The 12,185-nt window shown below is 65.1% G+C and carries 11 protein-coding genes; 4 read left to right on the forward strand and 7 right to left on the reverse strand.

Features of this window, described 5'->3' with window-relative positions; all coding sequences use genetic code 11:
* Window positions 1–11: 11 nt before the first annotated feature.
* A complete protein-coding gene (locus tag ACPXYO_RS14435; RefSeq protein ID WP_423921865.1) occupies window positions 12–386 on the forward strand; it encodes a hypothetical protein in 375 nt (124 codons plus the stop codon).
* 63 nt (window positions 387–449) lie between these two features.
* Here ACPXYO_RS14435 and ACPXYO_RS14440 read toward each other — a convergent pair whose 3' ends face one another.
* Window positions 450–1,307: a TauD/TfdA dioxygenase family protein gene (locus ACPXYO_RS14440; protein ID WP_423921868.1), complete on the reverse strand. Its 858-nt coding sequence runs from the start codon at window positions 1,305–1,307 to the stop codon at window positions 450–452.
* Window positions 1,308–1,310: 3 nt separating this feature from the next.
* A complete protein-coding gene (locus ACPXYO_RS14445; protein ID WP_423921870.1) occupies window positions 1,311–3,440 on the reverse strand; it encodes a 3-hydroxyacyl-CoA dehydrogenase NAD-binding domain-containing protein in 2,130 nt (709 codons plus the stop codon).
* 148 nt (window positions 3,441–3,588) lie between these two features.
* Between ACPXYO_RS14445 and ilvE the strand changes: the two genes are divergently transcribed.
* The 3 genes from ilvE (at window position 3,589) to ACPXYO_RS14460 (ending at window position 6,730) form a co-directional block, all read left to right on the forward strand.
* On the forward strand, window positions 3,589–4,614 hold the full coding sequence (gene ilvE / locus ACPXYO_RS14450; protein WP_423921873.1) for a branched-chain-amino-acid transaminase: 1,026 nt from the start codon (window positions 3,589–3,591) through the stop codon (window positions 4,612–4,614).
* A gap of 19 nt (window positions 4,615–4,633) precedes the next feature.
* On the forward strand, window positions 4,634–5,239 hold the full coding sequence (locus tag ACPXYO_RS14455) for an HD domain-containing protein (RefSeq protein ID WP_423921876.1): 606 nt from the start codon (window positions 4,634–4,636) through the stop codon (window positions 5,237–5,239).
* 159 nt (window positions 5,240–5,398) lie between these two features.
* Window positions 5,399–6,730: an IS1380 family transposase gene (locus ACPXYO_RS14460; protein ID WP_423921859.1), complete on the forward strand. Its 1,332-nt coding sequence runs from the start codon at window positions 5,399–5,401 to the stop codon at window positions 6,728–6,730.
* Window positions 6,731–6,955: 225 nt separating this feature from the next.
* Here the strand turns inward: ACPXYO_RS14460 and ACPXYO_RS14465 are convergent, their stop codons facing one another.
* From ACPXYO_RS14465 to ACPXYO_RS14485, 5 genes are all read right to left on the reverse strand, one after another.
* Complete coding sequence (locus ACPXYO_RS14465; protein WP_423921879.1) at window positions 6,956–7,345, reverse strand: type II toxin-antitoxin system VapC family toxin; 390 nt, start codon at window positions 7,343–7,345, stop codon at window positions 6,956–6,958.
* The gene (locus ACPXYO_RS14470; protein ID WP_423921883.1) at window positions 7,342–7,578 is read right to left on the reverse strand and encodes a type II toxin-antitoxin system Phd/YefM family antitoxin; all 237 of its coding nucleotides are present in this window, start codon (window positions 7,576–7,578) and stop codon (window positions 7,342–7,344) included. Before ACPXYO_RS14470 ends, ACPXYO_RS14465 begins: the two co-directional genes overlap by 4 nt.
* An 85-nt stretch (window positions 7,579–7,663) precedes the next feature.
* On the reverse strand, window positions 7,664–10,306 hold the full coding sequence (locus ACPXYO_RS14475; RefSeq protein WP_423921886.1) for an AAA family ATPase: 2,643 nt from the start codon (window positions 10,304–10,306) through the stop codon (window positions 7,664–7,666).
* Complete coding sequence (locus ACPXYO_RS14480) at window positions 10,303–11,448, reverse strand: metallophosphoesterase family protein (protein ID WP_423921888.1); 1,146 nt, start codon at window positions 11,446–11,448, stop codon at window positions 10,303–10,305. The genes ACPXYO_RS14475 and ACPXYO_RS14480 overlap by 4 nt, the downstream gene beginning before the upstream one ends.
* Window positions 11,449–11,544: 96 nt before the next feature.
* Window positions 11,545–12,147: an MOSC domain-containing protein gene (locus tag ACPXYO_RS14485; RefSeq protein WP_423921891.1), complete on the reverse strand. Its 603-nt coding sequence runs from the start codon at window positions 12,145–12,147 to the stop codon at window positions 11,545–11,547.
* Between the last annotated feature and the right edge of the window lie 38 nt (window positions 12,148–12,185).

A 12,185-nucleotide genomic window follows, 5' to 3' on the forward strand; every position in this document is an offset into this window, starting at 1 on the left:
CTGTGGCCCTCGTGCTCGATTCAGGAGCGGTGTCGTTCCTCGCTGGCCGCAACCAAGGAGCCGGTGCGTTGGCATCAACGCTTCTTGCAAGAGGCTCGTGGCCTCCTTTGGTGCCCTCGCCGGTGCTTGTGGAGTGCCTGCGGGGCGATCCTGCCAGGGACGCGAACGCCAACCGCTTGCTGAAGTCCTGCGACATCGTGACGGACATCGACGAGGGTGTGGCGCGCAGGGCAGCTTGGCTGAGGGCTCGTGCCCGTCGAGGCTCGGCGATTGACGCGCTGGTGGTCGCTTGCGCTGAGCCCGGAGGCTCAGTGCTCACCGGCGATCCTGGCGACATCGGCGCACTGGCTGCACACGCCAATGACGTCCGGGTGGAGCGCATCTAGCGCTCGGGACTTCTCGTTGCGAACTTGGCATCGTGTCGGGAGAGCGACACGAACCAGAGCGGGTTACTCGTCGAGGGTGGGGCCTCGGCCCGTGACGCGGGTCTGGCGCATGTAGCGACGCCACCGGTCGGCGTCGTAGCCGGCACCGCAGTGCAGCAGGCAGCGATTGTCGTAGATGACCGTGTCGCCGGGACTCCAGCGGTGTGTGTACACGTCTTGGGGCCGGGTGGCCGCCTCGTTCAGCTCGTCGATCAATCGTCGGCTGTCGATACCGGACCAGCCGATGATGGAACGTGCGTGCGAGCCGACGTAGTAGTTCTTCAAGCCGTTGGCGGGGTTGGTGCGCACCAGCTTGTGGGGGATGGGCGGCAGTGATGCGGCGTGGTTCGGGTCCACCGGCGCAACCTTGGTGCGGCTGAACACATAGTCGTGGAGCACTTGCAGGTTGTCGATCTCAGCCTGGTGTTGCGGGCTCAGCCGCTGGTACGCGGCTCGCTGGCTGGTGTAGAGGGTCTCGCCTCCCTCGCCGGGAACCTCGTAGGCACACAGGATCGACACGTACGACGGCACCAGCCGGAACGACGAGTCCGAGTGCCACATGTTGTTGCCCTTCTGGTTGTGCGTCAGCGGATCCGACTCGTCTCGCTTCGTCTCGGCATCGATCACGTTGCCGATGGTGCCGAAGAAGTCGATCTCGCCGGTCTTGCCGAAGCGGACGTGGTTCGGCTCGGGCTCGCCAAGCCGCCCGGTGAGCGCCAGCTGCGCCTCGTCGGACATCTCCTGGCCGCCGAAGTGCAGCAGCGAGTACGTGTCGATCGCCTCGTTCAGCTCGGCCACCGCCGTGTCGTCGAGCTCGGACGTCAGATCGATACCGGTGATCCTGGCACCGAAGTCGGGATGGATCGGCTCGAATGTCGGCATGGTTCAGCTCTCGTAGCGGGCCAGCGAGCCACCTTCGGCCGCCAACCGTTCCAATAGCGGGCTCGGTGTCCAGTGTTCGCCGCCCAGGGCCTCGTGGTAGTGACGGATGCGATCCAGCACCTCACCCAGGCCGATCTCGTCGGCCCAGTACATGGGACCGCCGGTGTACATGGGCCAGCCGTAGCCGTTGATCCAGGTGACGTCGATATCGCTGCCTCGCAGCGCGATGCTCTCGTCGAGAATCTTGGCGCCCTCGTTGACCATCGGATAGAGGCACCGCTCGAGGATCTCCTGATCGGTGACGCTGCGCAGGGCTGCTCCCCGGTCCGAGGCGAAGTCGCGGATGATCTGCTCCACCTCGGGATCGGGAGTCGACGCCCGGGTAGCGGGGTCATAGATGTAGTAGCCCCGGCCGTTCTTCTGGCCCCGCCGGCCCGACTCGCACAGGACCTCGCGCACCGTCGAGCTCGACGACGTCTCGGAGTTCCAGCCCACGTCAAGCCCGGCCAGATCGCGCATGGCCAAGGGGCCCATCGGGAAGCCGAAGTCGTACACGACCTTGTCGATCTGCGCAGGCGTAGCACCCTCCAGCAGCATCTGGTCAGCCTCGATGCCGCGCATGAACAGCATCCGGTTGCCGATGAAGCCATGACACACCCCGCACAGGACGGGCGTCTTGCCGATGCGCTTGCCGATTGACATGGCGGTGGCGATCGCCGTGTGCGAGGTGGCATCGCCGCGCACGACCTCGAGCATCCGCATGACGTTGGCGGGGGAGAAGAAGTGCATGCCGATGACGTCGTGCGGCCGTGACGTGGCCGAGGCGATCTCGTTGACGTTCAGCGCCGAGGTGTTGGTGGCGAGCACCGCGCCCGGCTTGCAGATGCCGTCGAGCTGGGCGAAGACGTCCTTCTTGAGAGCCATGTTCTCGAACACGGCCTCGATCATCAGGTCGCAATCGGCGAAGTCGCCCATGTCAGTCGAGCCAGCCAGCAGATCCATGCGCGTCTGCACGTCGTCGGAGGAGATGCCACCCCGTGCAGCAGTGCGCTCGTAGTTGCGCCGCACAACCCCGAGTCCGCGCTCGAGGCTCGCCTCGTCGCGTTCGACGAGGGTGACCGGGATGCCGATGTTGGCGAAGTTCATGGCGATGCCGCCGCCCATCGTCCCAGCTCCGAGAATGCCGACACGGGCGATGTCGACCTGTGGTGTGTCACGCGGCACGTCGGGCACCTTCTGCGCCGCCCGCTCGGCGAAGAAGTAGTACTGCTGCGCATTGGCCTGCGAGCTGCCCATCAACTCGCCGAAGATGCGCGCCTCCGCCGCCAGGCCAGCCTCGAAGTCGCCACTGGCAGCCGTGGAGACCGCTGCTTCGACGCAGCGGATGATCCTGTCGGGCGCTTCGAAGCCGCGTGTCCTGCGGGCGATCGAGGCCCGGAACGCGGCGAACTGCTCGGTACCGAAGCCTTCAAGGCGTTCGTTGCGGTCACGGATGCGTGGCCGGGGTGTGTTCTCTGCGGCGGCACGCCGAGCGAACGCCACGGCACCGGCTTCGAGATCGGCCAGCGAGTCGCCCACGATCTCGTTGATCAGGCCGCAGTCGAGCGCCTCGGTAGCGCCGATGGGGTCGCCGCTGACCATCATCTCGAGCGCCCGTTGCGGGCCGGTGATGCGAGGCAGGCGTTGCGTGCCGCCGCCCCCAGGCAGCAAGCCCAGCTTCACCTCGGGCAGGCCGAACTGGGCCGAGCTGATCGCCACCCGGAAGTGAGCGCACAGCGCAACTTCAAGCCCGCCGCCGAGTGCGGTGCCATGAATCGCAGCCACGACCGGCTTGCTGCAATTCTCCATTGCCTCTTGACCTGGCACCAGACCGGGCGGCTTGGGCGGCTGGGAGAACTCGGTGATGTCTGCGCCGGCGATGAAAGTCCGCCCGTCGCAGATGAGCACGATCGCCGTGGCATCGCTGGCCTCGGCAGCGGCCATGCCGTCGATGAGGCCTTGGCGCACGTGGTAGCTGAGCGCATTGACGGGCGGGTTGTTCACAATGAGCAACGCCACGTCGTCGCGGCGTTCGAGTCGGACCGACTCGGTGATCTGGCCCTCGGCAGTTTGGCTCTGGTCCTGCTGTGTCATGGGCCGCAGCGTACGCAACGACGGCCCGGCAGTTTCGGGCCACAGGCGTCCGCCTCGCAGAATTCGCCCCTGTGCGATCTCGGCCTGGCGATACGCTTCGAATGTCCTGAGCGCCTGTCCCGCCCGAGCCATATCGAATGGAGTTCTGGTGACCACCAAGCCCGACCCATTCACGGTCCCATTCGGGACCATCTTCTGTGACTGGATGACGACGGCGCGAGCCGACGACGGGCTGTACGTGTATGGCGGTGCCGCAGAACCGTTCGGCGACTTCACGATCAGCCCCGCGGCGCACGTGCTCCACTACGGGAGCGCCATCTTCGAAGGCCTGAAGGCACATCGGCAAGTGGACGGGTCGCTGGCGATCTTCCAACTGGACCGCCATGTGAACCGCATGGTGTCCAGCGCGGCTCGGCTGCGCCTGCCCGAGATCGACGCTGCGACGCTGCGCCAGATGATCCTCGACGCGGTCGAGGCCAATGCCAGCGAGGTGCCGGACCCGCCCGGCTCGCTCTACATCCGACCGACGCTCATCGGTACCGAACCCGACATCGGCGCTGCTGCCCGCCCGACGCGAAGCGCGCTGCTCTATGTCGTCAACTGCCCGGTAGGCGACTATTTCACTGGCGGTATGCGACCGCTGACGCTGTTGGTGGAAACGTCGACGCCGCGCACCGTGCCGCAGTTCGGCATGGTGAAGTGCGGCGGCAACTACGCCATGGCGCTCGCTCCCACGCTTGACGCCATGGCAGGAAACGAGGCCATCGACCAGATGCTGTTCGCCACCGGAGGCGACATCACCGAGACCGGAGCCTCCAACTTCTTCCTGGCCGATGACCAGCGAGTCGTGACGCGGCACCTCGACGAGTCGTTCTTGCACGGCGTGACGCGGGCGTCGGTGATTGAGCTCGCAGCTTCGCTGGGCTACGAGATCGAGGAGCGATTTATCGACCCCGACGAATTGGTCGAATGGGCCGAACGCGGCGAAGCATTCCTGTCTGGTACCGCCGCGATCTTGGCCCCGGTGGGGACCATCCTGTATGAGGGAAAGACGCTGGCTGTGCGTGACCGGGAGCCGGGCCGCAACACGATGCGGCTGCGTCAGGCATTGGTTGACATCCAGATCGGCGCAGCGCCGGATCCGTTCGGCTGGCGCACACCCGTCAAGGGCTGAGACACCAGCGGAGGGAGCGATGGTCGATCACAGCGTCGAGGACGAGGGTGCTCGCATTGTGCCGTGGACTGCGATGGAGCACGGCACGGCTGAGGACTACGCGTTCTTGGACCGGCAGCACTATGCACACACCCGGTCGGGGTTGGTCGACAACCTGCTGAACATCTTGCAGTGCCTGCGCGGCCCCACGCTGGGCTATCAGATCGATCGATACGACCACTCGCTGCAGTCGGCCAGCCGGGCGTTGCGCAACGGCGAATCGAGCGATCTGGTGGTGGCGGCCCTGTTGCATGACGTCGGCGATGCGTTCGCCCCGGAGAATCACAGTGCTGCGTCGGCGGCGCTGTTGCAGCCCTACGTCGACGAGCGCACGCACTGGGTGGTGGCGCACCACGGTCTGTTTCAGGGCTATTACTACTTCCACCACCTCGGCGGTGACCGCGACGCCCGCGAGCAGTACCGGGACTCTCCGCACTACGACGCCTGTGTGGACTTCGGTCAGAACTACGACCAGAACTGTTTCGACCCGAACTACCCCAACCTGCCGCCTGAGGAGTTCCGCCCCCTGCTTGACGAGGTCTTCGACCGTCCGTCACAGGTTCCCGCCACCGCCCCGCTGACCTGAACCCGGCGTCACCATCACACCTAACCCTGATTTTTCATGAGTCTGGTGGGCTTGGGTGTGTGAGTCCGCGGAAAAGCCCCTCTGATCTGCGACGATGCGTGTTGTCGAGGCACGCGGTCGGCAGTTCAGGGGGGCATCTCCGAGGTGAAACTTAGCAGTGTGACAAACGCGCGTCTGGCAGGCGGCGGGGATCGGGTGGTGTGGGGTGCGGGGCTGTTCGCTTTGGGCGGTTTCGCGGACCGGGTCGGGCTGACCGAGGCGCTGTCGGCGGCGGTGCCGCGCCGCGGCGAGCGCGCCCCGGTCCATGACCGGGGCCGGCTGTTGACGCATTTGCTGTTGGTGCTCGCCGGCGGCGGTGAGGCGTGCACAGATATCGAGCATCTGCGGTCTCAGCGGGAGCTGTTCGGGGCGGTGGGGTCGGACTCGACGCTGTATCGGGCGCTGCGGGGCATCGACGCCTCGGCGCTGGGCGGGCTGTGGGCAGCCGCGGCCGAGGCGCGTGAGCGAGTGTGGTCCCAGCGCCGCGGTTCGGGTCCGTTGGTGGTCGACATCGACTCGACGCTGGTGGAGGTCCACTCGCCCAACAAGGCGGGTGCGGCGGCGCATTTCAAGGGCGGGTACGGGTTCCACCCGATGATCTGCTCGACCGCGGACGGGGAGCCGTTGTGGGCGAAGCTGCGCCCGGGCAACGCGGCCGCGAACAGCATCGCCGATCACGTCGAGGTGCTCGACGCTGCGATATCGGTGCTGCCCGACGCTGACGCGGCAGGCCATCGGGCAGGCGACGATCTGGCGCTCGCAGGACGCGAGATGGTGCTGCGCTTGGACTCAGGAGGCTGTTCGGCGCGTATCGCCGCGGCGTGCAGGGGCCGCAACGTGACGTTTTTCATGTCCGCCCGGGCCACAGCAGGCATCGACGCCGCGATCGCTGCGGCCCGCTGCGACCCAGGGCGGTGGACGCCGGGGGTGCCGAACCCCAAACAGCGGCATCCCAAAGCGCACGTCGCCGAGCTCACCGACCTGGTGGACCTGTCGGGCTGGCCAGCGCGGACACGGCTGATCATCCGACGCGAGCCCTTGCATCCGGGCGCGCAGCGCAGCCTGTTCGCGTCCGAGAACTTCCGCTACTGGGGATTCCTCACCGACGCTGCGGGCAGCCCCGCCCGGCTCGACCGTCTCATGCGCAAGCACGCCGACGTCGAGGACGCCATAGCCCGCCTCAAAGACAGCGGACTGGCCCGCATGCCCTTCACAGCCTGGGACGCCAACTGTGCATGGGCAGCGCTGTGCATGATCAGCGCCGCGCTCGTGCACTGGTTCCAGACACAGCGCCTTGCCGGACCGCTCAAACGCGCGGCACCCAAACGGCTCCGCTGGCAGCTGTGGCACCTGCCCGCGCTCGTATGCGAAACCGGCCGACGCACCTGGCTGCGGCTCCCCACCGCACACCCCGGCACCCGAAGCCTGCTCGCCGCCCAGCACCCCAACTGAGCACCCCGCACCCCCAGCCGCCAACAGCGCCGCTCACGCGGCGGCCGACCCGTCGCGCCCACACACCCATGTCAGGGTCCAACACCGGCCCTGCGACCACCCCAGCGGCACCAAACAACACCCACCGGGTCCCGTCAAGCCGACAAACCCGCCCGACACACCAAAACACAACCCATAAACCCTGAACAGGCATTCTCGTGAATAATCAGGGCTAACTGCGTCGCGTCACCACAGTGTGGCTACGGGGAACTCCGCAAATGACCGGTCAGCGGTCACCAGCGTCAACGATTCGATCTCAGCCTGCGCCGCAAGCATTCGGTCGAAGGGATCCTTGTGCGCTGATGCGTAGGCACCGGCGCGCTGGGCGTGCGCGAACGTGATGTGCAGGTGGTTGTAGTCGGCTGCCAAGATCAGCTGATCGAGTCGCGACGCGATTGTTCTAAGCCCGTCAAGCCGGCCGAGGCGATGCTTGGTCGAAATCTCCCAGGCGCTCGCGGCACTCACGACAATTCTCGCCTCAGGGTCCAAGACAGCAGTCCGGGCCGTCGCAGAGAGCGCCGGGTCGTCTGCTAGGCACCATAGCAGGGCATGGGTGTCGAGCAGGAGTTCGTTCACTCTCCCTCCCACTCAGCGAGCTCGTCGTCGGGGAGGGGATCGAAGAACTCGGGCGGCACTTCGAGGCCGCGGAGCAGGCCAATTCGACGCCTCGCTTGTTTCTGCTCGTATGGCACGAGGCGGGCACACGGCTTGCCGGCTCGCGCAAGGATGATCTCCTCGCCCGCTTCTACCCGACCAAGAAGCTTCGACAGGTGTGTTTTTGCTTCGTGCACGTTGACGGTCTCCGTCATCGAATGCTCCTCTTAGATGGTCCAGAGATTAGCTTAGTCCACAAACTTAGCTAATTATCATGTTTCTGCCGTGCTCACAATGCGATCAGGACGGCAGGTTGACGACGGTTGCGTTGCCGACATGCGCGTAGCGCCCCGGCGTGCACGTGAGAACAATCACCTGGCAGTGTCGTCCGGCTGCCGCGATTGCGGCGCCCATACGTTGCAGGCGGGAGGGGTCGCTCCAGCCGAGCGCGTCGTCGAGAATTACGGGCGCGCCACCACCATCGGGGCTCACGATGGCAGCGCACGCCAAACGGGCAATAATCCCAAGCTGCTCCTGCGCACCAGTGCTGAGCTGATCGACATCGAGTGTGACGTCGTCGAGCGTGCGCCGCGACACCGACAGATCGTCGCTGATCTCGACCTCGAAGGACTCGTTGTAGACGATGTGCCCGAACTGCTCTATGCGCTCCTTGAATGGTCCGACGTACCGCTGCTGGGCCTCGACGCGCCTTCGTCCAAAGGTGTCGTACAGGAGCTTCGCGGCTTGAGCCCGGCGTTCGAGCGCCTCGCTCTCCCTGGAGCACCAGTCGAGCGCGCTGATGGCGGCTTGGTGCTGAGTCTGCAGCCCCGATTCACCGCGCACATCAAGGCTGACCCGCAGGCCGCGCAGACGCTCACGATTGGACTGCAGTTCGACCTCAGCTCGCCGAGCCGCAGCCTGTGCATTCTCCAGACGGCTCTTCAGTGCATCCATATCGGCAGCATCGAACTCGGCGCGGGCCTTCTCCCACGCCGATCGAGCCCCTCGCACAGCAGCTTCGGCGGACACGAGATCCGCAGTGAGGTCTGCGTCCGGCTGTTCAGTTCGTGCCGCATTCAGGGTTTCTTCCGTACGGTCGCGCCGGGCTTGCGCGTCGGTCATCTGAGCGCTCAGCACTGCATGAGCAACTTGCTGGTCGTGCAGAGCGCGAGCCGCGCTGTCGAGGGCTCGCATACACTGGTCGTGCTGGGACTTGTGCTCGGCCAACGATTCGCACAGGTCGAGAGCCAAGCGTGTGGCGTCGTCGTAGTTGGCTGGCATCGGGGGAGTTGAAGCGCGCTCAGCTTCGTAGCCGGCCACGCGTGCCGAGAGCCGTTCAGCTTTGCTGACCAGAGAGTCTGGTGTGAGGTCCTGAAGATCACGCTCAATTGCTGCCGACGCTTCGTCTTGTTCGCGCACGGCAGAGTTGCGACGTTCGAGGACGGTGCGCGCTTCTTCGACGCCAGCGACATCAACCTGTGCACACCGCCTGCGGAGTTCGGCTCTTGCGTCGGAGAGCCTGCGGGTGAGCTGCCGTGAATCCTCGGCGGCTGCAACAACTAGCTTCACTGAGTCAGGAACGACGATCTCTACCGAATCCGACACCGGCGTGACTCGTTCGTCGCCGATCTCAAGCGCAGCCGGAGCGCCGTCGATGGCGACTTCGATATCGCTGAGAGCTGTCGTCGTCACTAACGCCGAGCCGGTCCGGGCAGCCGCTTCGGCCGAGATCACTGCGAGATGTGCAGACTCGATCTGCGAGACGTCATCATCGTCGAGTCGGATGGCCTCCAGCGCTGCGCTTGAGCGGTCAAGAGCGGCTTGGGCCTCGACGACACGGTCGCGACGCTCACCGAGTTGTCGCGCTTCGATGATCTGGCGAAGGTGCTCGCGATCGCGGTCGGCCAGGGTACTCGCCTCCTGTGTCGCTTCGTGCAGCGTGCGAGCGGCATCGCGCGCCGCGAGGGCCTCATCGTGGTGACGTCGCGCTGCGGCGAGAGCCGGTGAGGACTGCTCGGCCCGCGCATTCAAGTCCTGCACGTCTTTTGCGCGACTTGCGAGGTCGTCGATGAGATCGGAGCGGACTCGTGACTCAGTCCGCGCCCGGTCGCGTTCTGCTTCGGCACGGTCAAGTTCGACCTTCCGACTCCCAACAACGGCTTCCAACCCTTGTGCCGCTTCCATCTGCGATTGGCAATCCTCGCGAACCGACTCGTACTCGGCGCAGGCATCTGCCAAACGGGTCTCGTCGGCCGCTATCCGGGCAGCCAGGTCGGCGTCGGCTTCGACCTCGTCGAGCTTCTCCTTGAGTGAATCGGCGTTGTTGCGAGCCTGTTCGACTCCCTGCCTGGACTCGCTGAGATTCGGCCGTGGTCGCCCGGTTGCCGTCCAGTACTCATTGCGCTCGGAAACGATCGATTCCCACAAGCCTTCGTTTCGCCCGTCTGTGTAGCTGTCGCCCGCAGCGGCATCGAGAGCCGCTCCGAGGTCCGGCACTCCGAAGGAAGGGAGCGAGAGCTTGGTCCCTTGCTGGACGCTGAGGGCTTCCCACAGTGAGCGATCGAGCGTCTCGTCGAGTATGAGTTGGACTCGCTCATGGGCTTCGTCCCCAGTGAGCTGTTCGCGTCGGGGCGCCAAAATGTCGAGCAAGGTTTTCCGCCCCCGCCCCCACTGCTTGTGGAATACGAAGCGGTATTGGCCCGATGAGATTTCGGCTTCGACCATGGGTCCTGCGTCCCTATGGACAGGCTTGACCGACTTGACACGGCGGTGACCCGACCGGTCCGGGAACCGCTTGTCGAGGAGCAAGCCGAAGCCTTCAACGACGCTGGATTTGCCGACTTCGTTGTCGCCCTCGATCACTGTCGTGCCCTGGATGTCGAATGTCACTTCGGCGCTCTCGACGCCGCGGAAGTTCACAAGCTTGATGCGGTGGATTCTCACTGTGCAGATCCCACGAGTCGGTACAGGAGAGCCATCGCGTCCTGCGCTGCGACGGCCCTCGACTCGTCGTCGAACGCGTCACTGGCCAGCGCGAGTTCTTGCAGGTCTCCCAGCGCGTCGTTCGCGAAGCCCGAGAGCCCGAGGTCCGCTACCTCGATCTCATCTGGTACGACGACGAGATCGGAGCGTCGCTCCCACGTCTCGAGGGCCGCAAACAAGTCGGCGAAGTGATCGAGCAATCGGTCGAGGCGCCCCTTTTGGGCAAGCGAGACCTGACCGACTAATGACAGTTTGACGACAGTCCGTTGCTTGTCTTCGAGGGCGTTGAGCCACTGTTCCAGCGAGTCGATGTCGGCATCCGATGTCAGGTGAGATTCGTGCTGCTGGAAGGACCATGTGCCGATTTTGCGCGGTGTTACTTCGACGCGTTCCGGCCTAAGCTCAACGACGAGCACGTTGCCTGGATCCGTCTCGTCGTAGTCGGTCGGTTCGGGGGCACCTGAGTACCAAATGCGACCGCTCGTGCCCTCGTCCGTAGTGGAGTGTCGGTCGCCGAGCGCGACATAGTTGATTTGCCCGGCCTCAACGCGCTCTTCCAATCGCTCAAGCGAAATGAGCGCTGGATTGGCAGCATCGGGCGAGCGGCTGTCGAGGGCGCCATGGCCGGTGATGATGCGGAGTGCCGCAGATGGCTCCGCGACCGCGCATGCCTGATCCACCAGGTCACGAAGCGGACGCTTGGACGTCCAGGGCGCGGCCACCAATTCGACGCCTTCAGCTACCCGAATCGGCGCCGAGTCCTCCAACACGATGACGTTCGGCAGTGGCCGTTCGCGGAACGTGTTCGAACTGAAGATAGAAGCGGCATCCAGAGGGTCGTGATTGCCGGGCAGAAGGTAAAACGTCACGCTCGGGGTGGTGGCCATGGCATCGAGCGCTCGAGCGAGCACTTTGCGGTCGATCTGGTTCGACTCGAATACATCTCCGCACACCACGACGAATTCGCAGCCCTCGTCGGTTGCAAGCTGGCCGATTCTCCGGATGGCATCGACTCGAGACTCGGTGAATCGCGGCTGGGCCTCGCCGCTCAGAAAGTGACGAGTCATCCCGAGCTGCCAGTCGGCTGTGTGAATGAACTTCATGGCACGAGACGGTAACAAGGAGATGTGACACGCACCCCAACATTTCGTGCCTGGTCGACGATGATCGCGGAGGGCATAGCTGCGATGGTTTGAGCGTCAGACCTCGCTGACGGAGTCGCCCACGCGGACCGTGCCGGGTCGGATGACTCGGCAGTTGACGCCGCGCAGGCGCAGATCACGTCCTTCACCGGTGTTCACAAACCTCAGCGCCTCGCGACCGAAGCGTGCTGCGTACTTGGCGCAGCCGGTGTGCGGCTCGACGGCGACTTCAAGCACCGCATCGCCGACAGACAGCTGCGTGCCTGCCGGAAGCGCTTCGTGGCCGATGTCGAGGTCCGCATAGATCTGGTCTCCTGCCAGCGGCCAGCGTTCGATCGGCCCGATGACCGCTGCTGCGGCGCGGGAATTCATGATCGTGATCTGCTTGTTGGGGTGCGGACCCCCGTCGGCCGACAGCGAGGTCCCACGCTGGTTCCAGGTGTCACCCTCGATGCCCTCGTCAGCATTGATGCGGGCCTCGCTCAGCACCTCGCGGGCATCTTCAGCGGGACGGCGGACGATGAGCTGGATCGTGCCGGAACTTGCTGGTGCATCGCGAATGTTCCAAACCGCAGCCTCCAGCTCCTCGGCGCTTCGGTGGCGAGCCTCGTCGTTGCGGGTATCTGGGTCGGCCGTGACGGTTGCCGTTGATGGGTTCATGAAGAGCTGCCTCACAGCGTGATCGTCGGTCGCGGGCC

The sequence above is a fragment of the Candidatus Poriferisodalis sp. genome (genome assembly GCF_965237655.1).
GTDB lineage: Bacteria > Actinomycetota > Acidimicrobiia > Acidimicrobiales > Poriferisodalaceae > Poriferisodalis.